The organism is Bradyrhizobium sp. KB893862 SZCCT0404 (genome assembly GCF_018130885.1).
GTDB classification, from domain to species: Bacteria; Pseudomonadota; Alphaproteobacteria; order Rhizobiales; family Xanthobacteraceae; genus Bradyrhizobium; species Bradyrhizobium stylosanthis.
In genome coordinates, this window is sequence record NZ_JAFCLT010000014.1 from 79,142 (window position 1) to 99,163 (window position 20,022).

Consider the following 20,022-nt stretch of genomic DNA (forward strand, 5'->3'; position numbering starts at 1 on the left):
ATATCAGGCAGGAATGCAAAGTCGGAAAAGCGCGGACGACGTCAAGAGCTGCGCAACATTTTTGCGATCAGCGCGCCGCACGCGAGAGCATGGCTCACTAAGCGACCTTCATCGCCAGCGTCGCGATCACGATGGCGCCGCCGACACGCCCAAGCCGGTGCGCCCGCGTCGCGGCCGCGTTCGAGCGCCTCACTCCTCCGGCTCGGTCGTGAACAGCAGCGGATAGCCCTTGGCGCGGCCGGCATCGGTGGCGCGCGTCGCCTTGGTCTCGGCGACGTCCCTGGTGAACACGGCAACCACGCAGGCGCCCAGCTTGTGCGCGGTGATCATCACCTTGTAGGCCTGATCCTCGGTCATGCGGAATTCGGCCTTCAGCACCATGGTGACGAATTCGCGCGGCGTGAAGTCGTCGTTGATCAGGATGACCTTGTGCAGCCGCGGCCGCTCGACCTTGGTCTTCGTCCTGGTTTTCGGCTTGGTGACGGTATCGTTCATTCCGCCTCCTGGATACGGCGGGCTCTGGTTTCCGGCCGGGGCGATCAGCCCGCGGCCTTCTCACCATATTGCAGGACCTGCACCTTCTCCAAGGTGATCAGCCCGCTCGACATCATGCCGTCAAGGATGGGCAGGAATGCATTGATGTTGTCCTCGCTGTCGACGATCTCGATCAGCAGCGGCAAATCCTCGGAGAGCCGCAGGATCTTCGAGGTGTGCAGCCGGCTCGACTTGCCGAAGCCCATGGGGCCGCGCAGCACGGTCGCGCCGGCGAGGTGCAGCTCGCGCGCCCTCATCACGATCGCTTCATAGAGCGGCTTGCCCTGGAAATGGTCGCTCTCGCCGATGAAGATGCGGAGCGAAACAGCCTGATTGGGAATTTGCATGGTCAGCTCCTTTTCAAGCGGTTGTAGCGGCTCGCCAGCATATGCCCGGCCCATACGGACACCAGCCAGCAGACGACGGAGGCCGCGACATAGGCGAGCGCGGTGTATTTCATGCCGCCGTGGAACAGGCGGAAGGTTTCCAGGCTGAAGGTGGAGAAGGTGGTGTAGCCGCCGCAGAACCCGGTCATGACGAATTGCCGGTGCTCGGGCCGCGCCAGCAGGCGGCCGTCGGGGCCGGTCAGCGTCGCGTAGAAGCCGATGATCAGCGAGCCGGTGGCGTTGATGAACAGCGTCGCGGTGGGAAAACCGGGCCCGGTATCGAGCGCGAGCCCGACCAGATAGCGCGTCAACCCGCCGACGATGCTGCCCGCGGCAACCCAGGCATAGAGAACCGCGCTGCGCCAGCGTTCGGCGGAGGAGGGGACGTTCATATGCGATTACCCTCCAATCCTGTCGGCAAGCAGGAAGCCGCAGGTCACGGCCGTGAGGCACAGGCCGACCGAGAACACGATATTGCCGAGCGCATGCAGGGGCTCGCCGTTGCGGGCGAGCGTCAGCGTCTGCAGGCTGAAGGAAGACACCGTGGTGTAGCAGCCGAGGAACCCGGTCACCGCGAACAGCCAGGGATTGGGCGCGGCGAACAGCGAGCCCGGGTGGGTCGCCAGCGCGCCGAAAATGCCGATCAGGAAGGCGCCGGTGACGTTGATCGTCATGGTGCCCCACGGAAACGTCTCGCCCAGCCGCCGCGCGATGGCGCCGGAGACGAAATAGCGCGCGCAGCCGCCGAGCACGCTGCCAACCACGATTGCGATCACTCCGCTCAACACGATGAAGAATCCCCCGCTCTCATTTGCCCTCCGCTGCCAGCCCGTTGCCGATCGCGAGCAGTCCCACCAGCGACACCAGCGCGAAGCCTAGCCCGGCCAGGAACGTGCCTGCCGGACCATAGGCGTCCCACAGCGCGCCGGCGATTACGCTCGCGGCCAGCAGCGCCAGGCCGGTGAACAGGTTGAAATAGCCGAACGCGGTGCCGCGCAGGCTCGGCGGCGCCGCATCGGCGACAAGTGCCGAGAGCAGGCCCTGCGTCAGTCCCATATGCAGGCCCCACATCACGACGCCGATCGCGAGGCCGCCGAGGCTCGGCAGCAGCGCGAGCGCGAGGTCGGCGGCGGCGAGGAAGGCGAGACCGAGCGCGAGCAGGCCGGTGCGGTTGATGCGGTCCGACAGCACGCCGGCCGGATAGGCCGAGAGCGCGTAGGCGATGTTCATCAGCACCAGCACCGCCGGCACCCACATCGCATTGAGGCCGATGTTCTGCGCGCGCAGGATCAGGAAGGCCTCACTGAAACGGGCGAGCGTGAACACGACGCCGACCGCGACGACGCGCCAGTACACCGGTCCTAGCCGCCGCATCGCGGCGGTGTTGAGCGGATTTTTCGCAGGCGGCCGGCTCGGGTCCGGTGCCGGCTCGTGCACGGCAAAGGCGATCAGGCCGAACGAGAGGAAGGCCGGCAGCACGGCGAACCAGAACACCAGCGTAAAGTTGTCCGCCGTCCACCACATCAGGCCGATCGCGACCAGCGGGCCGAGGAAGGCGCCGACGGTGTCGAGCGACTGGCGCAGGCCAAAGCTCGCGCCGCGCAAACCCACCGGGGCGATGTCGGCGATCAGCGCATCGCGCGGCGCGCCGCGGATGCCCTTGCCGACGCGGTCGATGAAGCGCGCCGCCACCAGCCAGGCGACGCTCGGCGCGAGCGGGAACAACGGCTTGGTCAGCGCCGCAAGTCCATAGCCGAGCGCGGCGAGCAGCTTGCGGCGGCCGAGCCAGTCCGACAGCGCTCCGGAGAAGATCTTGGTGATCGAGGCGGTGGCCTCCGCAATGCCCTCGATGAAGCCGACCGTGAGCGTGGACGCGCCGAGCACGGTGACGAGATAGACCGGCAGCAGCGCGTGGATCATCTCGGAGGAGATGTCCATCAGCATCGAGACGAAGCCGAGCACCCAGATCCCCCTGGGCAGCCGGCTACGCGCAGCATCCGATGTCGTCGTCACGCCTTCTCCTTCCTTCAGGCAACAAAAAACCCGCCATCGGCGGGTTTGTCCATGCTCCCGCCAAAGGCGGAGGCTCGTGATTGCCCCACCTCAAGCAGGAGTCATCAGCCCACTACGGTCAAGCCGCCGGGCGGTTGTCGGGGGACTCCATCCCCATCTGTACGGCCAGCCTAGCATGGAAATCGCCCCGGACAAGTGGGCGGGGGGAGCGTGCCCACCAACGCCGTCATGCCCGGGCTCGCGAAGCGAGAACTCTGGCGCGCCCTTGCGCGCCTGAGAATCTCGAGCATCCGGGTTCGGCTCTTCGAGCTGCCTCGGAATGACGGTGCCTGTGAGCGCGCATGTTCCGGGTGACGCAAGCGCGGCAACAAGGCGGCAGCTTTGCGCGAGGTACGTAAATTCCTAACTCGAATGTGAAGCACAAGCGATCTTCGCGCTTTGCGGCAAGGCGATTGCATGTCACCATCGCGTCATACGACGGGAGACTGCGATGCGATTGCTGTTCTCGATCGGGGCTGTGCTGGTGGCCGGCGTGCTTGCCGGGGGGGACGTCGCGGGCATCGCGGCACCAGGGCCGAAGTTTGAACCGCCGGGACATCAGCCGCAGCGGCTGGCGGCCGACAGGGATGCGCAGACGGTCGATGTCGAGCTGATCCTGGCCGTCGACGTATCCTACTCCATGGACATGGACGAGCTCGCGATCCAGCGCGAAGGCTATGCGCAGGCGATCCAGTCGAAGGAGTTCCTGCAGGCGCTGAAGCTCGGGCCGAACGGCCGGATCGCGGTGACCTATTTCGAGTGGGCCGCCTCGACCGACCAGAAGATCATCATTCCCTGGCGGCTGATCGATGGACCGGAGACTGCGGACGCGGTCGCCGCCGAGATCATGAAGACGCCGATCCGCCGCGCCTCGCGCACGTCGATCTCCGGTGCGATCACGTTCGCGATGCCGCTGTTCGATGAGGATCCCTATCGGGGCCTGCGCCGCGTCATCGACATCTCGGGCGACGGCCCCAACAACAATGGCAGCCCGGTCACGGTGGCGCGCGATGCCGCGCTCGAGAAGGGCATCGTCATCAACGGCCTGCCGATCATGGTCAAGGAGCCCTCCTACTCGACCATGGATATCGACAATCTCGACTACTATTACGAGGACTGCGTCATCGGTGGTCCCGGCTCCTTCGTCATCTCGATCAAGGACCGCGAGAAGTTCAAGGAAGCGATCCGCACCAAGCTGCTGATGGAAGTCGCAGGCCGCATGCCCGAGCGCCCCGTGGTGCGCGTAGCCGACAAGGACAAGGAGCCGCGCGTCAACTGCATGATCGGCGAGAAGATCTGGTCGGACCGTTGGGGACGCTAGCAGCGCGCGCCCCGGTGAGACCTTTTGCCCGTCACGTCCGGTGGTTGAATTTAACCGCTCGTTAACCGGCCTGCGGGCCTAATCGGATTGTTTCTGCTCGTTTCCGCGAGCCGAAGGCGGGCGTGTCAGCCCGTGTCCGAGCAACCCAATGGCCATCGTCACCTCGAGCACCAGCCAGATATCGCCCGCCAACGAGCGGGTGTTCCACCAGAGCCGGCTGGTCGGTGAGTGGAAGGGCAATTGGGTCGGCAACAACCAGGATGTCAGCTTCAAGGTCGTGAACATCCGGGGGGCGCGGGCGCAGGTCGAGTACACCCATAACGGCCACACCGAGCGCGGCTTCGGCGAGGTCCAGGGCTCGCTGATCACGTTCGGTGGGGTCACGGTCGGCACCAAGGACGGCAAGAACATGGTGCTGCTGTTCTCGGTGGGCGGTGCCGGCAGGCAGACCGCGAACCTCGAGAAGCAGGACCCGCCGGCGTCCGACAGCCGCCTGATGGGAAGCTGGGGCGGCTATTCCAGCGACAACGGCAAGAGCGCGAGCTTCAAGGTGCTCTCCGTCGACGGCAAGGAGGCGCAGGTCAGCGTCACCACCGACGGCGTCACCCGGCAGGGCACCGGATACGTCTACAAGAACGTCATCATGTTCGGCCAGGCGCAGATCTCGACCGACGACGGACAGAACGGCAAGATCATCTACCAGGTCGGCACCAAGTCCTTCCTGGTGCCCGTGACGAAATATCCGCCGGCGGATTCATCCTCTTCGGTCGACAAGACCGCCTGAGGGCGTCGCGCGCCCGGCGCTCCTCACCAATTCGGCGCCCGCTTCTCCACGAACGCCCGCAAGCCTTCCTGAGCCTCGTCCGACGTCGCGACGTTGCAGAAATCGTCCACGGCGCTGGCAATGCTGCGCCGGTAGTCGAGATCGATCTGCCGCATGAAGGCGGCGCGGCCCATCCGCAGCACGGCGGCCGATTTGGCGGCGAACTGCGCTGCGAGCTTGTCGGTCTCCGCCTCGAGCTCGGCATCGGCGACGACACGGTTCACCACGCCGAGCTCGCGCGCCTCCGCGGCGCTGAACACGCGGCCGGTGAACAGCAGCTCGAAAGCGCGGTGGCGCCCGACGATGCGCGGCAGATGCGCATAGTGGATGGCGGGAATGACGCCGACGTCGATCTCGGGATAGCCGAACGTCGCGCTCTCGGAAGCCAGCACCACGTCGCACGACACCGCCATGGTCATGCCGCCGCCGCGCGCCGCGCCGCCGACCGCGGCGATCGACGGCTTTTCGAGCCCGTATTGGGCGTCATAAAGATCGATATAGAGCGCCTGGAGGAATTCGCGGATCTGGGCGCCGGGCTTGCCGAGCAGGATGTCGAGATCGAGCCCCGCCGAAAAGCGCTTTGCGATCGCGCTCGCCAGCACGACCGCGCGTGCATCGGTGTCGTCGGCAGCCCGCCGGAGCGCGGCCACCACCGCGCGGATGACCTCGAGGCTCAGCGCGTTGACCGGCGGACGGGATAGCGTGATGCGGGCGATATTGCCGACGCGCTCGTAGGTGACGGGATTGTCTGAAGTCACTGGGGTCTCCTTATTTCAACACTCAGCCGTGGCGGTTGCTTTCCGTCATCCCGAGGTGCGAGTGGCGCGATGCAATAGCAGCGCGCCGGGAGCCTCGAAGGATGCACGGCCCCGATGCAGCCGGGCCGTCGCCCTTCGAGGCTCGCCGAAGAGGCGAGCACCTCCAGCGACAACGGCTTCGCCGTTGCGCGGGGGTGACGGGGATAGAACTGCGCTCGACGGCCCGACGTGGTGCCTCTACTTCGCCGCCAGCGGGGGCAGCGGGGGCACGCTGTCGTTCGGGGCTTCGGCCTGCATCGTGATCAGCGTCATCGAGACCAGGTCGTAGTAGCCGATCAGGCCGATGATATCCATGATGCCGCGCTCGCCGAACTTCTGCTGCGCGGCGCGGTAGACCTCGTCGGACACCTTCTTGTCGCGATAGAGCGCCATTGCAAGATCGTAGAGCGCGGCCTCGTCGTCCTTCATCGTCTGCGGCCGCACACCATTGGCGACTTGCGGATCGAGTCCGGCCTTCATCGCGAGCGGATAATGCGCGAACCATTCATACTGCGCCGTCCACTGCCTTGCGGTGATCAGGATGGCGAATTCGCTGAGACGCGCCGGCAGCGACGAATTCCAGCGCAGATAGTCCGACATCGCCGAGAGCTTCGGCGCGAGCTCGGGATTGCGGATATAGGCGCGATAGGGCGGATTGATGAATTTGGCATTGCGCGGCGGCACCGCGATCGCGTCCGCCCATTCCTTCTGCGGCGGCGTGAGCTCCTCCGCCTTGAGCGGCGTGAAGCGGGTCGGCTCGGCGGCGCGGCCGGCGTTCGAGATCGTCACGGCGAACAGCGCGACCAGCGCCAGGCCAACATATCGCATCGTCATCCTCCCGTTACGGCGGACTCGCGCCGCCTTGTTCGCCGGCAGCTTACGTTGCGGCCCGGCCCGTGCAATACCTTGCGCGCGCATGCGAGGCTGCGCGGTGGAGATTGCTCGCGACATGGAGAGGCTGATGACCGATGACCCCCCGATGATGGCCGGCACCGCCACCGTCTTCGTCGTCTCCGACATCGCCGCGAGCCTCGCCTACTACCGCGACGTATTCGGCTTCGAGGTCGCCTTCGAAGACGGCTCGCCCCCGGGCTATGTCTGTCTCTGCCGCGAGGAGGTGAACCTGCACCTGCTGGCAGCAAGCCGCACGAAGCGATTGCCCGGGCAGGGCGGTCTCTGCGTCTTCGTTCGGGATGTGGACCGGCTTTACGCCGAGTTGTCGGCGCGCGGCGCCAGGCTGCTGAACCGGCCGGAGGACCGCGACTACGGCATGCGCGATTTCGACGCCGTCGATGCCGACGGCAATCAGATCACCTTCGGCATGGGGACGGACGCCGCGGCCTGACGTCGCCGCCGTGGCGTCCGTGCCGGGTCAGATCCGCGCCTCCAGGATCAGGTTGAAGGGCGTCTCCGCGGCGCGGCGGAAGCGCGACAGGCCGCCTTCGGCCGCGACCTTGCGCAGCCTTGCTTCGCCGGCCTGGGCGCCGAGCGCGAGGCCGACCTCCTGGTCGAGCGAAGCGGGCGTGCAGATCATGGTCGAGGCTGCATAGTAGACGCGGCCGACCGGATTGAGATTATCCTCGAGACGATCGCCCGCGAACGGCTCGACCAGCATGCAGGTGCCGTCCTTGGCCATGGTCTGCCGCACATGGCTGATGGCGCCGACGGGATCGCCCATGTCGTGCAGGCAATCGAAGAAGCAGACGAGATCGTAGCCCTCGGCCGGATAGGTCTTGGCCGAGTGAACGGCGAAGGAGACGCGGTCGCCGAGCTTCGCCTCGCTGGCTGCCTTGCGCGCGGCCTCGATCGAGCCCTCGTGATAGTCGAAGCCGTAGAAGCGCGAGTTCGGAAACGCTTCCGCCATCAGCCGCGTCGAGACGCCATGGCCGCAACCGACATCGGCGACCTTGGCGCCACGCTTGAGCTTGTCCACGACGCCGTCGAGCGCGGGCAGCCATTCCTGCACCAGATGGTGCATATAGCCGGTACGGAAGAACCGCGCGGTGCCGCAGAACAGGCACTCGCTGCGCCGGTTCCAGCCGACGCCCTTGCCGGACTTGAACGCCTCCGTGATCTTGGGCTCGTCGAGAAACGCCGCTGCAATGACATTGCCGACCGCGCCGAGGAACACCGGGCTGTCCGGGTCGGCCAGCGCCATCGCCTGCTCCGGCAGCATCGAGAATTTTCCTGAAGCGGTATCATATTCGACGTAACCGGACGCCGCCTGGCTCGAGAGCCATTCGCGGACATAGCGCTCGGTCGTTCCGGTCGCGCTCGCGAGCTCGGCGGAATTCATCGGCCCCTTGGCGGCGAGGGCGCGGTACAGGCCGAGCTTGTCGCCCAGCAGGACCAGCGATGCGTTCATCGCCGCCCCGACCTCGGTGATCATCTTGCCCATAAAGGCATTCAACCTGTCGGCATTGACCTCCATGACAGCCTCCATGCGATGGCATTTTCAAAGGTGTTCGGAGCAAGGCAAGCGCGTAGCTTGCACGTCCCCTTAAATGGGTCCGTCCGCCCCCGGGCAGGTTCAACGCGTCAGGAAAAGGTGATTGGAACTGGGTGGGGACCGCGTGGCTGGCAATCCTGCGGTCCTGCGGCTATGATCTCCGGAGTTCTGACGGTTACACGAATGCCAGGCTTTGCTTCTTCACGCGCGCTCGCGACCCTCTTTGCCCTGCTTTGCTGCTGCGGTGCCCCCGCTCAGGCACAAGTCGCGCCTCTGAGATATTGGATCCCGGGCGGGCCTTTCGGTCTTGGCGGCAGCGACGGCCAGAGCGCCGACACTTACGGCAATTTTGCGGGCTTCAATGCCGGCGACGCAAGCTCGCGCACCAGCTTTGCGAACGGCTTCTTCGTCGGAAGCCAGCGCGGCGATCTCAATTGGAGCGGCCTCAGCCAGACTGGCCTTGCGGGCAATTTCAGCGCGCTCTCCTATGACAGCACGCAGTTCGGCTACAACACCAAGACGGCGGGTGGCTTGCCCGTCACGTTCTTTGCCGGTTTCGACACGCTGAAGTTCGGCAACGGCATCGGCAGCTCGATTGCGCCGCTGACCTCCGGCGCCGCACCGGGATACAGCGCATTCGCCGGCGTCGAATTCAAGCCGACCTCCAACCTCAGCCTGTCCTTCGGCGCCGGTTTCACCCAGCAGGACTCCGGCCGCATGGACAGCGATATCAGGTCGAACATGCTGCCCGGTGAATCGCCGGCGCTTGGCGGGCTGCGGCGCTAAGAAAATTACCGCGTGAACTTCGCCACCAGCTCGACATGCGGCGTGTGGCGGAACTGGTCGACCGGCACCACGCTCGTGATCTTGTAGCCGCCGTCGATCAGGAGCCGTGCGTCGCGGGCGAAGGTCGCGACGTTGCAGGAGACCGCGACAATGACGGGCACCTTGCTCGCGGCGAGCTTCAGCGCCTGAGCCTGCGCGCCCTGGCGCGGCGGATCGAACACGACCGCATCGAAATCGCGCAGCTCCGGCGGCACCAGGGGGCGGCGGAACAGGTCGCGGGGCTCGGCCTTGATCGGCTTGAGCCCCGGCGTGCGCGCGGCTTTCGCCAGCGCGGCGATCGCACCGGCATCGCTGTCGTAGGCGGTGACGCGCGCCTTCTCGGCGAGCCGCAGCGCAAACGGTCCGACGCCGCAGAAGAGGTCGAGCACCTCCTTGGCCTTGCCGACGCGCTCGGCCACCAGCGCAGCGAGCGTCTCTTCGCCCGCGACGGTGGCCTGCAGGAACGAGCCCGGCGGCAGCGTCACGTCCGCACGGCCCATCTTCACGATCGGCGCGAGGCGCTGCAGCACCAGTTCGCCATGTCGCGTCAACCGGGCCAGGCGATGCTGCTCGGCAACGCGGGACAGTGCGGTCACCAGCGGCGTCGGCAGCGGGCCGGAGCCGCGCACGTCGACGTCGAGACCGTTGACGGTGGCGGTGACCTGGATGTCGAGCGGCTTGGTCACCGGCATCTTCGATGTCAGCGGCTCGGCGATGGCCCAGGCGGCATCGAGCGCGCCCTCCAGCGCGGGATCGAGGATCGGGCAGCGATGAATCGGGATGACGTCGTGCGAGCTGGTCGCCGAGAAGCCGACCTTGAGGATGTCATGTGTGCCGAAGCGACCATGCAGCGTGACGCGCCGGCGCCCCGCGCCATGGGCATCGACCAGCGGCGCGACCTCGCATTCGATGCCGGCCTGCGCGAGTGTCTCGACCACGATGCCGCGCTTCCAGGCGTGATAGGGATCGGCGGCCCAGTGCTGGATCGCGCAGCCGCCGCAGACGCCGAAATGCGGACAGAACGGCTCGATGCGTTCGGGGCTTGCGATCTCCACCGCCAGCAGCTTGCGACGGTCGGGATGATGGCCCGCGACGTGATCGACCTCGACGGTCTCGCCGCCCAGCGTGTAGGGCACGTAGACCGCATCGCCCGCGGTGAGCGAGACGCCGTCGCCGCGATGGCCGACGTGATCGATGGTCAGGCGTTCAACCACGTCGCGCGCCCAGGAAGAATTCGACATTGCCGTCGCCGCCCGTGATCGAGGAGGGGAACACCTCGATGTCGGTGCAGCCGAGCGAGGCCGCAAAGCTTGCGATGTCGTCGCAGATCTCCCGGTGCACGGCGGCGTCGCGGATGATGCCTTTCTTGTTGTGCTTCCTGTCGGCCTCGAATTGCGGCTTGATCAGCGCCAGCAGGCTCATCGGCGCGGCGGCCAGCGACAGCGCCACCGGCAATACGATCTTCAGCGAGATGAAGCTGACGTCGATGACGACGACGTCGGGCCGCGCCGGCAACCGCTTGCCCTCATAGCTGCGGATGTCGGTCTCCTCCATCGACACGATCTTGGGATGGCCGCGCAGCGAGGGATGCAGCTGGCTGGTGCCAACATCGATGGCGAAGACGAGACTGGCCCCGTTCGCCAGCAGCACCTCGGTGAAGCCGCCGGTGGAGGCGCCGACGTCGAGGCAGACATGATCCTCGATCTCGATCGGGTAGCGCTCCAGCGCGCCGGCGAGCTTGACGCCGCCGCGCGAGACATAGGGGTGTGCAGGCTCGGCCCGGATCACCGCGTCCTCGGCGATGGTCTCCGACGGCTTTGCAACCTGCTTGTCGTCGGCCGTGACGAGGCCGGCCTCGATGGCCGCGCGCGCCCGTGCCCGGCTCTCGAACAGGCCGCGCTCGACCAGCAGAACATCCGCGCGCTTGCGGGCAGGGGACATCGATTTCTCCGGAAGGCGACTGAGCGCTTATCTAGCGATCAATCGCGCGGCCGCCATCCGGACGCAAGTCTCGAACGCGGCAAGATCGTGCCAGACATCGATTGGCATTTGCGCCGGCGTCACCAGCGGGCAGCCGTGCAGCTCCAGCGCATGGATCATCATGAGATTGTCGACGAGACCGAAGTCTTCGACCGTCAGGCCCTGCGCATCGACCAACCGCCCGTCCTCGGACGTGACCTCCATGAAGCGACCGACCCGGTCGGCATAGGCGGCGCCGTCGTTGGAGTAGGCGAGACAAAACTTGCGGCGGCCGGCCATGTAGCCGAGCTCGTAGACGGTGCCTGGATCGGCACCGGCGCCGCGGAACGGGGTGAGGTTGGCAATGATGGCGTCGGCCGCGTCCATCATCGCCTCGTTGCCGCAGAAGATCTGCCTGGAGGCGTCGGGTGCGGCGAGGTCGATGACGTTGTCGAGGGGATAGAGGCCGGTGAGGCCATGGGCGGCGCAGATCTCGACCTTGCGCCGGCCGATCTCAACGGCATCCGGCAGGAACACATCGGGACCTGCCAGATAGATTTTCATGATGTGAATGCTCTGAAGAAATCTGGCGAGCTATTGGCCGCGGCGAAAGCTGCGCTCCCTCCCCCCGCCTGCGGGGGAGGGCTGGGGAGAGGGTCTCTCCACCAGGGAGAACCCCCAAGAGGCGAAAGCCCTCACCCGGATCGCTTCGCGATCCGACCTCTCCCGCAAGCGGGAGAGGTAACTCACCATCAGGCGAGCTTGACCGTCTCGGCCTTCACGTCCTTGCCGAGCGCTTCGAACACCTTGGCGACGATGCCCTTGGCGTCGAGACCGGCGCGGGCGTACATCGCGGCCGGCGTGTCGTGGTCCTGGAACACGTCGGGCAGCACCATCGTGCGGAACTTGACCATGCCGGTGTCGAGCACGCCCTGGTCGGTCAGGAACTGCGCGACATGCGAGCCGAAGCCGCCGATCGAGCCTTCCTCGACCGTGATCAGCACGTCGTGGTCGCGGGCAAGCTTGAGCACCAGCTCGGTGTCGAGCGGCTTCATGAAGCGCGCGTCGGCGATCGAGGTGGAGAGGCCGTGCGCGGCGAGCTCGTCGGCCGCCTTCTCGCACTCGGCGAGGCGCGTGCCGAACGAGAGCAGGGCGATCTTGTTGCCCTGGCGGATCATGCGGCCCTTGCCGACTTCCAGCGGAATGCCGACTTCGGGCATCTCGATGCCGCGGCCTTCGCCGCGCGGATAGCGCAGCGAGCTCGGACGATCGTCGATCGCGACCTGCGTCGCCACCATGTGCACCAGCTCGGCTTCGTCCGCCGCCGCCATGATCACCATGTTGGGCAGGCAGCCGAGATAGGCGTTGTCGAACGAGCCGGCATGCGTCGCGCCGTCGGCGCCGACGAGGCCGGCGCGGTCGATGGCGAAGCGGACGGGGAGGTTCTGGATCGCGACGTCATGCACGATCTGGTCGTAACCGCGCTGCAGGAAGGTCGAGTAGATCGCGCAGAACGGCTTGTAGCCCTCGCTGGCGAGACCGGCGGCAAACGTCACCGCATGCTGCTCGGCGATGCCGACGTCGAAGGTGCGATCCGGGAACGCCTTGTTGAAGATGTCGACGCCGGTGCCCGACGGCATCGCCGCGGTGATGGCGACGATCTTGTCGTCCTTCTGCGCTTCCTTGACGAGGCTCGCACCGAACACGTTCTGGTAGGCCGGCGCGTTCGGCTTGGCCTTGGCCTGCGTGCCGGTCGCGACGTCGAACTTGACGACGGCATGGTATTTGTCGGCGGAAGCTTCCGCCGGGCCGTAGCCCTTGCCCTTCTGGGTCACGACGTGGACCAGGATCGGGCCTTCCTCCATGTCGCGCACGTTCTTCAGCACGGGCAGGAGGTGGTCGAGGTTATGGCCGTCGATCGGACCGACGTAATAGAAGCCGAGCTCTTCGAACAGCGTGCCGCCGTCCATCATGAAGCCGCGCGAATATTCCTCGACGCGGTTGGCGCGGTTGGCGATGATCTTGGGCAGCCGCTTGTTGATCTGCTTGGCCGCATCGCGGAGCGTGCGATAGGTCTTGCCCGAGTAGAGGCGCGACAGATAGGCGCTCATGGCGCCGACCGGCGGCGCGATCGACATGTCGTTGTCGTTGAGGATGACGATCAGGCGCGAGTTCATTGCACCGGCGTTGTTCATGGCTTCATAGGCCATGCCCGCCGACATCGCACCGTCACCGATCACGGCGATAACGTTGTTCTTGCCGCCGGAGAGGTCGCGCGCCACGGCCATGCCGAGGCCGGCGGAGATCGAGGTCGAGGAATGCGCCGCGCCGAACGGATCGTAATCGCTCTCGCTGCGCTTGGTGAAGCCGGACAGGCCGCCGCCGGTGCGCAGGGTGCGGATGCGGTCGCGGCGTCCGGTGAGGATCTTGTGGGGATAGGCCTGGTGGCCGACGTCCCAGATCAGCCGGTCGCGCGGGGTGTCGAAGACGTAATGGATCGCGGTGGTGAGCTCGACCACGCCGAGGCCCGCGCCGAAGTGGCCACCGGTCACCGAAACGGCATCGATGGTTTCCTGCCGCAGCTCGTCGGCGACCTGGCGAACCTGCTCGACCTTGAGCTTGCGCAGGTCTTCCGGCGTCCGGATGGTGTCGAGAAGCGGCGTCTTACTGTATGCGTTCACGGCGATTTCCAATTTGTCAGCGCCGGAAGATCGTTCCGGTGCGCGATGGGTTTGCACAATATCGGCGCAGCGCGAGTCCTAAAACCGTCGGAGCCACCTGCCTGGGGCAAGGCCCCGTCTTCAAGCTTAGGTGAGCCTAAGTGCGCTCCGGTTCAGTCTCTGTGATCCCTGTCACTTAGATCGGCTTCGTCCGTCCCAGCCAATTTCATTAGCAGTTTGAAGCGCTTGTCGTTGGTAATCGGTCCCCACGTCAAGGCTAACAAAAAGCCACACTGCGCGCAGCTTTACACCAAACCTTGGCCCAAAGCCAACCCGCTGGACCGATTACAGGCATACCAGTGCAACCCGCGGGCCAGAGTGGTTAACTGCGGGGCGGGCGGAGGCGTTCCAGTCTTGCCCGGTTCCCTAGCAGGATTTTGGGCGGGAGTGAGGCTTTTTTGGATGGATTCGGCAGGCCCGGAGGCCTCCCGACGGGTTCCCTTGGGCCTCGTGGGGAATGCAGGGCCGCGGCAACGGAATCAGCGGCGTGCGATCATGAAAAAATGCAGCCGGCCGATGCTTGGAACGGGCGGCTTGGACCGGCCCTACTGGACGTCGAGCGGCGCCGTTCCGGCGGCCTGGCCGCTGGCATCGGTGGTGATCTTGTCGACCCGCGCCTCGGCTTGGCGCAGCAGTTCCTCGCAGCGGCGCTTCAGCGCCTCGCCGCGCTCGTAGATCGTCACGGATTCCTCGAGCGGCACCTTGCCGTCCTCGAGCCGCTTCACGATCGTTTCGAGTTCCTCGATCGCGCGCTCGAAGGTGAGCCTGGAGACGTCGACTTGAGTGTTTTCGGCCATATCCGCTTCCGATTGCCCGATTCGCTTTCCCTGGAGTGAAGGCGGGTTTTGCGGGCTTAATGTGGCGAGTACTTCAGGCGCCCATCAGGGCGCCGACATGCGCCGTAACAGATTCTTTCAATCCTTGCAGGTCATAGCCGCCTTCGAGCACCGAGACAACGCGGCCCCCGGCGGACTTGTCGGCGAGGTCCATCAGCTTGCGCGTCACCCAGGCGTAGTCTTCCGCGCGCAGGTTCAGCGAGGCCAGCGGGTCGCGGTAATGCGCATCGAAGCCGGCGGAGATGATGAGCAGCTCCGGGCTGAATTTTTCGAGTTGCGGCAGGATCAGATTCTCGAACGCCGAGCGGAATTCCGGTCCGCCGTCTTCGGACGCCAGCGGCGCGTTGACGATGGTGTCGTGGTCGCCGCGCTCGCTCTTGGCGCCGGTGCCCGGAAACAGCGGCATCTGATGCGTCGAGCAATACATCACCGTCGGGTCGGACCAGAAGATGTCCTGCGTGCCGTTGCCGTGATGCACGTCGAAATCGACGATGGCCGCGCGCTTGATGCCGTATTTGCGCTGCGCATGGCGTGCGGCGATCGCGACATTGTCGAAGAAGCAGAAGCCCATCGGCTTGCCGATCTCGGCGTGGTGGCCGGGCGGGCGCACCGCGACGAAGGCGTTGCGGTGCTCGCCGTTCATCACCGCTTCGGTCGCCGCCACCGCGCCGCCGACGCCGCGCATCACCGCTTCCCACGTGCCCGGGGACATCGAGGTGTCGCCGTCGATATAGACCTGGCCGCTGGTCGGTGCGATGTGGCGCAGCTCGGTGACGTAATGCTCGTTGTGGCAGAGCGTGACGAGGTCGAGATCGCCTTCCGGCGCCTGGTCGCGCACGAGAAACTGGAAACGCTCGTGCGACAGCGCTTCCTCCACCGCGCGCAGCCGATCGGGCCGTTCAGGGTGTCCCGGCGGCGTGACGTGGTCGAGGCAGGCCTTGTGGGAAAGAAGAAGCGTGCTCATCAGGTCGGCCTCATGGGATGCGGGCTCTTGACGTCGCTTGGCGCATCCGGCGCCAAAACGCAATGCCAAACGCAATCTATGCGCTTGGGTACAATTGGCAAAGGGTTGTCCCGTTCCGGCCGGTTTGATCCGGATCAATTCACGCGCAGGATGCGGCTCAGCGGCAGCGGGCCGATCGGCCCGTGCGCCCGGAAGAACGCGAACAGCGCATCGGCGTCGTAGCCGCCATATTGCGGCGCCGCCCCTTGCTTTGCGACCGTGAAGCCGTCGCCGCCGACGGCGAGATAGTCGTTGAGGGTGACGCGATAGCCGGTCCCGGCCTCGATCGGCCTGCCGCTCAGCGTCATCTTCTCAAGGCTGACACGTTCGCCGCTCGGCTTCGACGCATCCCAGCTGTAGCTGAACCCGTTCGACACCTGGAGGATCCGCGGCCGCTTCGGATCGAGCCATTGCTGCTCCAGGAGATCCTTGAGCTGGCTGCCCGTGAGCGTCATGGTGACGAGGCGGTTGCGAAACGGCTGACTGGCGAACACATCGCCGAACGTGATCGCGCCGTTCTCCTTGGGAACGATGTCGGTGCGGATGCCGCCGGGATTGGTGAGCGCGATGACAGCGCTGCCATCCTTGGCGTCTCTGGTCGCGGCGAGCTGCGCGTCCGCGATGATGTCGCCGAGCGCGCTCTCGCCGGCCTCGTTCGGCACGCGCGACAGCGTCTGCGTCACCGATCCCGCCGGCCGGTTGGCGATCGGCGCAGAGACCTTGTCATAGGCCTCGATCAGCGCGGTCTGCTCGGGATCCCTGGCGAGCGATGCGTTGGCGACGATGACGTTCTCGGCCTTTGCGCTGACGATGTCGCGGCTCGTCGGATCGAGCTTGAGGTCGATCGCGGTGACCAGCGTGCCGTATTTGTCGCCGCTGGTGACGAGCCGCCCGTCGATCTGGCAAATGTAGGCGCGATGCGTGTGACCGCTGACGACGACGTCCACGGCACGATCGAACTTCTTGACGATGTCGACGATGGGCCCGGTGATGGCAGGGCATTCGTTGTAGTCGCCCGCGGGCTCGCCGCCCTGGTGGATCAGCACCACGATTGCCTCGACGCCGCGCGCCTTCAGCTGCGGCACGAGCGCGTTTACCGTCTCGGCCTCGTCGCGGAATTCGAGCCCGGCAATGCCCGATGGCGAGACGATGCCGGCAGTCTCCTTCAAGGTCAGCCCGATGAAGGCGACGGGGATGCCGTCGAACTCGCGGATCTCGTAGGGCGGCAGCACGCTCTTGCCGGTCGCGGTCTCGATCGTGGAGGCCGCGAGATAGTGGAATTTGGCGCCGGTGAAGGGATGCGGTCCCTGGCAGCCGTCCACCGGATGGCAGCCGCCGTTCTGCATGCGCAACAGCTCGGTCTTGCCTTCGTCGAACTCGTGATTGCCGACCGAGGTGATCGCAAGTCCCATCATCGAGAGCGCCTCGACGGAGGGCTCTTCGTGGAACATCGCCGACAGGAACGGGCTTGCTCCGATCAGATCGCCGGCGGCAACGAAGATCGTGTTCCTGTGTCCTTCGCGCAGCTGCTTGACCAGCGTCGCCATGTATTCGGCTCCGCCGGCGGCGACCATCACCTTCTTGGCTCTATCCTCGGGGTCATTGATGCGGATGCCGCCCGGCGGCGGCCGCAGATTGCCGTGGAAATCGTTGATCGCGAGAATGCGCAGCTCGACCGGCGCGGCGGTCTGGGCGGAGGCGGGCAGGGCGCAGATCAGCGCGAGCGCGGCAAGGATGGATCGGTATGGCATGGAACCAGACTAGACGTTCCGCGCGAAGATTTCACGAAGCATTGTCGTGAACGCTGCCCCCCGGCCACAGTATCGTAGGGTGGGCAAAGCGGCTTGTCCGCCGTAGCTCGAAGAGCGAAGGCGGAAGCGTGCCCACCATCGGACTGTGATCGAAGAAAGTCGTGGGCACGGCGCCAGAGCGCCTTTGCCCACCCTACGATACCGGACTCGCGGAGGCGGCTCTCACTGTCTCATCCCTACCGCTTCTTCCGGTTCGCAAACGCGTTGAACGCGGCCACCGCGTCGTCCGATTTCAACCGCTCGCCGAACAGATGGGCCTCCTGGTCGATGCGGCGGGTCAATTCCTCCGGCGGCGTGCGCAAGAGCTTGCGCGAGGTCGCGACGGCCTCGGCGGGCAGCCGGCAGATCTCGCGCGCGACCTTGCGCGCCTCGACCTCGGTATGTCCCGGCGAGACCACGGTGTTGACGAAGCCGGAAGCGTGCGCCTCCGCCGCGCTGAAGGTCCGCCCCATGATCAGCATCGCGAAGGCGCGCTGATAGCCCATCGTGTTCGGCATTAGGAGGCTGGACGCGCCGACCGGCACCAGCCCGAGATGAATGTAAGGTGCGGAGAAGGTCGCCGCGTTCGAGGCGAGCACGTAGTCGCAATGAAACAGCATCACCGTGCCCATGCCGATCGACGCGCCGTCCACGGCGGCAATGATCGGCTTGGTGTTGAGGGCGAGCGAATAGAGAAACTTGGCGCCGTTCGACAGCGTCTCAGGGCGCGCCGTGTCGGCGTGAAGGAAATCGTCGATGTCATCGCCCGCCGTGAACACGCCGGAGCCGCCGGTGATGATCATGCAGCGGATATCGGGATTGTTCTGCGCAGTGTCGATCGCGTGGCTCATCTCCCGGTACATGTCCTGGGTGATCGCGTTCTTCTTGCCGGGGCGGCGCAGGGTGATCACACGCGTTCCCCGCTCTTCGGTGACCACGATATTGCCGTTCGGCATGAAATTCCCCCTGCGTCGCTGCGGGTCTCGCGCGCCTCAGCCTACATCATCTTGTTGACGTGCCAATGCGTCCGCTCGACCTTTTCCAGCCTGAACTCTGCGTGACGGCGCCCATGGCGCGTCACATTGCCCGTCACGCGCTGTTGCGCGTCGCAACAAATGGCTACAATGTTTCATTTGAAAAACCAGTGGTTGTAGGGCACGATCCTGCCCGGTTCCATCTGGCGACGGCTCGATTGATGATCGCCGCAACTGGCGTTGACGAATCTTCGCTGTCCTATCGCGGCTGGCGCGTCGTGCTGGCCTGCTTTCTGATGGCTTTCTTCATGTTCGGCTTCGGCCTCTACGGCCAGGGCGTCTATCTCGCCGAGCTGCAGCGCGCCCATGGCTGGCCCGGCACGCTGGTCTCCGCGGCCAGCACCTTCTCGTTTCTCCTCACCTCCGTCCTCGTCATCTTCACCGACGATCTGCTCGACCGCATCGGGTTGCGGTCGCTGATCCTGTGCGGGCTTTCCGCGCTGGGCGCCTCGACCGTGCTGCTGGCCCTGATGCAGACGCCCTGGCAGCTCTATCTCGCCTACGCGCTGATGTCGGTCGGCTGGACCGGCATGGGCACCGTGGTGATCGCGACCGTGCTCAATTCCTGGTTCGACCGGCGCCGCGGCCTCGCGCTCAGCCTCGCTTTCAACGGGGCGACCTGCGGCGGCATCGTCCTCGTTCCGCTGCTGCTGTCGCTGACCGGCAGCATCGGCTTTCGCTCGGCGATGCTGGCGGCCACCATCGCGATGGTGGTGCTGGTGTTGCCGGTGGTCGTCGGCTTCATCGGCTGGCCCGCGGGGACATCACTGGCTTCAGGGAAACGTCAGTCCGGCGGCGCGATGGCCCGTCCTGCGCATTCGCGCCGCGCGCTGCTCGCCAATGCCGCGTTCTGGACCATGGTGCTGCCGATCGCGATCGCGCTGCTGGCGCAGATGGGATTCATCATCCACCAGGTCTCGTTTCTCGAGCCGCTGATCGGGCGCGCCAGCGCCGGTCTGGCCGTGACCCTCATGGCGGCGATGGCGGTGGTCGGGCGCCTGTCGCTCGGCCTGTTCGTCGACCGGCTTGATCCCAGGCTCGCCTGCGCGGCGTCGATGACGAGCCAGGCCGCCGCTCTCTTCGTGCTGCTGCAAAGCACCAACCCGACGGTGCTGCTGGTGTGCTGCGCCGTCTACGGCTTCTCGATCGGCAACATGATCACGTTCCCGCCCTTGATCATCCAGCGCGAGATCGGATCCGCCGCCTTCGCCGCCGCGATGGGATTGGGCACCTCGATCAGCGGCATCGTCAGCGCATTCGGCCCCGGCATCGTCGGCCTCGTGCGCAGCTTCACCGGCAATTACACGACGGCGTTTGCGATGTGCGTGGCGCTGGATCTGGTGGCCGCGGGCGTGGTGCTGTGGCGGCCGGGGAGAAAGGCCGAACAGTCGCGCAATCTCTCACCGTCACCCTGAGATGGCTACTTCTTCAGCGGCCCTCGAAGGGCGACGGCCCGGCTGCTGCATCTCGGCCGTGCATCCTTCGAGGCTCGC

General features: G+C 65.9%; 21 protein-coding genes and 1 riboswitch. Of the genes, 5 read left to right on the plus strand and 16 right to left on the minus strand.

Translation table 11 applies throughout. The features are described from left to right. Positions 1 to 189: 189 nt before the first annotated feature. From clpS to JQ617_RS36175, 5 genes are read right to left on the minus strand one after another with little or no spacing between them, the layout of a single operon-like run. Positions 190 to 495 carry an ATP-dependent Clp protease adapter ClpS gene (clpS, locus tag JQ617_RS36155; RefSeq protein WP_063691661.1) on the minus strand — a complete coding sequence of 102 codons (306 nt, stop codon included), beginning with the start codon at positions 493 to 495 and terminating at the stop codon, positions 190 to 192. 44 nt (positions 496 to 539) lie between these two features. Further along, the gene (locus JQ617_RS36160) at positions 540 to 881 is read right to left on the minus strand and encodes a DUF190 domain-containing protein (RefSeq protein WP_063691659.1); all 342 of its coding nucleotides are present in this window, start codon (positions 879 to 881) and stop codon (positions 540 to 542) included. 2 nt (positions 882 to 883) lie between these two features. Continuing rightward, a complete protein-coding gene (gene crcB / locus JQ617_RS36165; RefSeq protein WP_145668117.1) occupies positions 884 to 1,312 on the minus strand; it encodes a fluoride efflux transporter CrcB in 429 nt (142 codons plus the stop codon). Between the two features lie 6 nt (positions 1,313 to 1,318). After that, a complete protein-coding gene (crcB, locus tag JQ617_RS36170; RefSeq protein WP_186467694.1) occupies positions 1,319 to 1,708 on the minus strand; it encodes a fluoride efflux transporter CrcB in 390 nt (129 codons plus the stop codon). A gap of 19 nt (positions 1,709 to 1,727) precedes the next feature. Further along, entirely contained in the window at positions 1,728 to 2,933 is a 1,206-nt protein-coding gene (locus tag JQ617_RS36175) for an MFS transporter (RefSeq protein WP_349630674.1), read from the minus strand. 88 nt (positions 2,934 to 3,021) lie between these two features. After that, a riboswitch (Fluoride riboswitch) is annotated at positions 3,022 to 3,097 on the minus strand. Positions 3,098 to 3,423: 326 nt separating this feature from the next. On the opposite strand from JQ617_RS36175, the gene JQ617_RS36180 reads away from it, so the two are divergent. Both JQ617_RS36180 and JQ617_RS36185 read left to right on the plus strand, forming a co-directional pair. Then, positions 3,424 to 4,293: a DUF1194 domain-containing protein gene (locus JQ617_RS36180; protein WP_145668122.1), complete on the plus strand. Its 870-nt coding sequence runs from the start codon at positions 3,424 to 3,426 to the stop codon at positions 4,291 to 4,293. A 148-nt stretch (positions 4,294 to 4,441) separates the two neighbouring features. Next, positions 4,442 to 5,077: a hypothetical protein gene (locus tag JQ617_RS36185; protein WP_212030523.1), complete on the plus strand. Its 636-nt coding sequence runs from the start codon at positions 4,442 to 4,444 to the stop codon at positions 5,075 to 5,077. A 23-nt stretch (positions 5,078 to 5,100) separates the two neighbouring features. Here the strand turns inward: JQ617_RS36185 and JQ617_RS36190 are convergent, their stop codons facing one another. Both JQ617_RS36190 and JQ617_RS36195 read right to left on the minus strand, forming a co-directional pair. Further along, positions 5,101 to 5,874: an enoyl-CoA hydratase/isomerase family protein gene (locus JQ617_RS36190; RefSeq protein ID WP_212030524.1), complete on the minus strand. Its 774-nt coding sequence runs from the start codon at positions 5,872 to 5,874 to the stop codon at positions 5,101 to 5,103. 237 nt (positions 5,875 to 6,111) lie between these two features. After that, positions 6,112 to 6,741: a carboxymuconolactone decarboxylase family protein gene (locus tag JQ617_RS36195; protein WP_249157803.1), complete on the minus strand. Its 630-nt coding sequence runs from the start codon at positions 6,739 to 6,741 to the stop codon at positions 6,112 to 6,114. A gap of 133 nt (positions 6,742 to 6,874) precedes the next feature. Between JQ617_RS36195 and JQ617_RS36200 the strand changes: the two genes are divergently transcribed. Beyond that, positions 6,875 to 7,258 carry a bleomycin resistance protein gene (locus tag JQ617_RS36200; protein ID WP_212030526.1) on the plus strand — a complete coding sequence of 128 codons (384 nt, stop codon included), beginning with the start codon at positions 6,875 to 6,877 and terminating at the stop codon, positions 7,256 to 7,258. Between the two features lie 27 nt (positions 7,259 to 7,285). On the opposite strand, the gene JQ617_RS36205 is transcribed toward JQ617_RS36200, so the two are convergent. After that, positions 7,286 to 8,344, minus strand: coding sequence for a class I SAM-dependent methyltransferase (locus JQ617_RS36205; RefSeq protein WP_212030527.1), 1,059 nt, complete (start codon positions 8,342 to 8,344; stop codon positions 7,286 to 7,288). 201 nt (positions 8,345 to 8,545) lie between these two features. Between JQ617_RS36205 and JQ617_RS36210 the strand changes: the two genes are divergently transcribed. Next, complete coding sequence (locus JQ617_RS36210) at positions 8,546 to 9,148, plus strand: hypothetical protein (RefSeq protein ID WP_212030528.1); 603 nt, start codon at positions 8,546 to 8,548, stop codon at positions 9,146 to 9,148. Positions 9,149 to 9,153: 5 nt separating this feature from the next. Here the strand turns inward: JQ617_RS36210 and JQ617_RS36215 are convergent, their stop codons facing one another. From JQ617_RS36215 to JQ617_RS36250, 8 genes are all read right to left on the minus strand, one after another. Then, complete coding sequence (locus JQ617_RS36215) at positions 9,154 to 10,401, minus strand: class I SAM-dependent RNA methyltransferase (protein WP_212030578.1); 1,248 nt, start codon at positions 10,399 to 10,401, stop codon at positions 9,154 to 9,156. Beyond that, positions 10,394 to 11,128 (minus strand): TlyA family RNA methyltransferase, encoded by a 735-nt coding sequence (locus JQ617_RS36220; RefSeq protein ID WP_212030529.1) that lies wholly within the window; start codon positions 11,126 to 11,128, stop codon positions 10,394 to 10,396. Before JQ617_RS36220 ends, JQ617_RS36215 begins: the two co-directional genes overlap by 8 nt. A gap of 27 nt (positions 11,129 to 11,155) precedes the next feature. Continuing rightward, complete coding sequence (locus JQ617_RS36225) at positions 11,156 to 11,710, minus strand: nucleoside 2-deoxyribosyltransferase (RefSeq protein ID WP_212030530.1); 555 nt, start codon at positions 11,708 to 11,710, stop codon at positions 11,156 to 11,158. A 188-nt stretch (positions 11,711 to 11,898) separates the two neighbouring features. Beyond that, positions 11,899 to 13,827: a 1-deoxy-D-xylulose-5-phosphate synthase gene (gene dxs / locus JQ617_RS36230; RefSeq protein ID WP_063692577.1), complete on the minus strand. Its 1,929-nt coding sequence runs from the start codon at positions 13,825 to 13,827 to the stop codon at positions 11,899 to 11,901. 584 nt (positions 13,828 to 14,411) lie between these two features. Further along, entirely contained in the window at positions 14,412 to 14,663 is a 252-nt protein-coding gene (locus tag JQ617_RS36235; RefSeq protein ID WP_014497196.1) for an exodeoxyribonuclease VII small subunit, read from the minus strand. Positions 14,664 to 14,736: 73 nt separating this feature from the next. Beyond that, positions 14,737 to 15,666 (minus strand): histone deacetylase family protein, encoded by a 930-nt coding sequence (locus tag JQ617_RS36240; protein ID WP_018648645.1) that lies wholly within the window; start codon positions 15,664 to 15,666, stop codon positions 14,737 to 14,739. 134 nt (positions 15,667 to 15,800) lie between these two features. Continuing rightward, complete coding sequence (locus JQ617_RS36245) at positions 15,801 to 17,456, minus strand: bifunctional metallophosphatase/5'-nucleotidase (protein WP_212030531.1); 1,656 nt, start codon at positions 17,454 to 17,456, stop codon at positions 15,801 to 15,803. A gap of 236 nt (positions 17,457 to 17,692) precedes the next feature. Beyond that, positions 17,693 to 18,451 (minus strand): enoyl-CoA hydratase-related protein, encoded by a 759-nt coding sequence (locus JQ617_RS36250; RefSeq protein WP_063691620.1) that lies wholly within the window; start codon positions 18,449 to 18,451, stop codon positions 17,693 to 17,695. Positions 18,452 to 18,690: 239 nt separating this feature from the next. On the opposite strand from JQ617_RS36250, the gene JQ617_RS36255 reads away from it, so the two are divergent. Next, positions 18,691 to 19,944, plus strand: coding sequence for an MFS transporter (locus tag JQ617_RS36255; RefSeq protein ID WP_212030532.1), 1,254 nt, complete (start codon positions 18,691 to 18,693; stop codon positions 19,942 to 19,944). Positions 19,945 to 20,022: the final 78 nt, after the last annotated feature.

Bases quoted from the DNA above. Each gene is read 5' to 3' on its own strand.
- JQ617_RS36180 (WP_145668122.1), top strand. From the start codon at position 3,424: ATGCGATTGCTGTTCTCGATCGGGGCTGTGCTGGTGGCCGGCGTGCTT.
- JQ617_RS36245 (WP_212030531.1), bottom strand. From the start codon at position 17,456: ATGCCATACCGATCCATCCTTGCCGCGCTCGCGCTGATCTGCGCCCTG.
- JQ617_RS36195 (WP_249157803.1), bottom strand. From the start codon at position 6,741: ATGCGATATGTTGGCCTGGCGCTGGTCGCGCTGTTCGCCGTGACGATC.
- JQ617_RS36210 (WP_212030528.1), top strand. From the start codon at position 8,546: ATGCCAGGCTTTGCTTCTTCACGCGCGCTCGCGACCCTCTTTGCCCTG.
- JQ617_RS36250 (WP_063691620.1), bottom strand. From the start codon at position 18,451: ATGCCGAACGGCAATATCGTGGTCACCGAAGAGCGGGGAACGCGTGTG.
- JQ617_RS36235 (WP_014497196.1), bottom strand. From the start codon at position 14,663: ATGGCCGAAAACACTCAAGTCGACGTCTCCAGGCTCACCTTCGAGCGC.
- JQ617_RS36255 (WP_212030532.1), top strand. From the start codon at position 18,691: ATGATCGCCGCAACTGGCGTTGACGAATCTTCGCTGTCCTATCGCGGC.
- JQ617_RS36205 (WP_212030527.1), bottom strand. From the start codon at position 8,344: ATGGAGGTCAATGCCGACAGGTTGAATGCCTTTATGGGCAAGATGATC.
- JQ617_RS36240 (WP_018648645.1), bottom strand. From the start codon at position 15,666: ATGAGCACGCTTCTTCTTTCCCACAAGGCCTGCCTCGACCACGTCACG.
- JQ617_RS36185 (WP_212030523.1), top strand. From the start codon at position 4,442: ATGGCCATCGTCACCTCGAGCACCAGCCAGATATCGCCCGCCAACGAG.
- JQ617_RS36225 (WP_212030530.1), bottom strand. From the start codon at position 11,710: ATGAAAATCTATCTGGCAGGTCCCGATGTGTTCCTGCCGGATGCCGTT.
- JQ617_RS36200 (WP_212030526.1), top strand. From the start codon at position 6,875: ATGACCGATGACCCCCCGATGATGGCCGGCACCGCCACCGTCTTCGTC.
- clpS (WP_063691661.1), bottom strand. From the start codon at position 495: ATGAACGATACCGTCACCAAGCCGAAAACCAGGACGAAGACCAAGGTC.
- JQ617_RS36220 (WP_212030529.1), bottom strand. From the start codon at position 11,128: ATGTCCCCTGCCCGCAAGCGCGCGGATGTTCTGCTGGTCGAGCGCGGC.
- JQ617_RS36160 (WP_063691659.1), bottom strand. From the start codon at position 881: ATGCAAATTCCCAATCAGGCTGTTTCGCTCCGCATCTTCATCGGCGAG.
- crcB (WP_145668117.1), bottom strand. From the start codon at position 1,312: ATGAACGTCCCCTCCTCCGCCGAACGCTGGCGCAGCGCGGTTCTCTAT.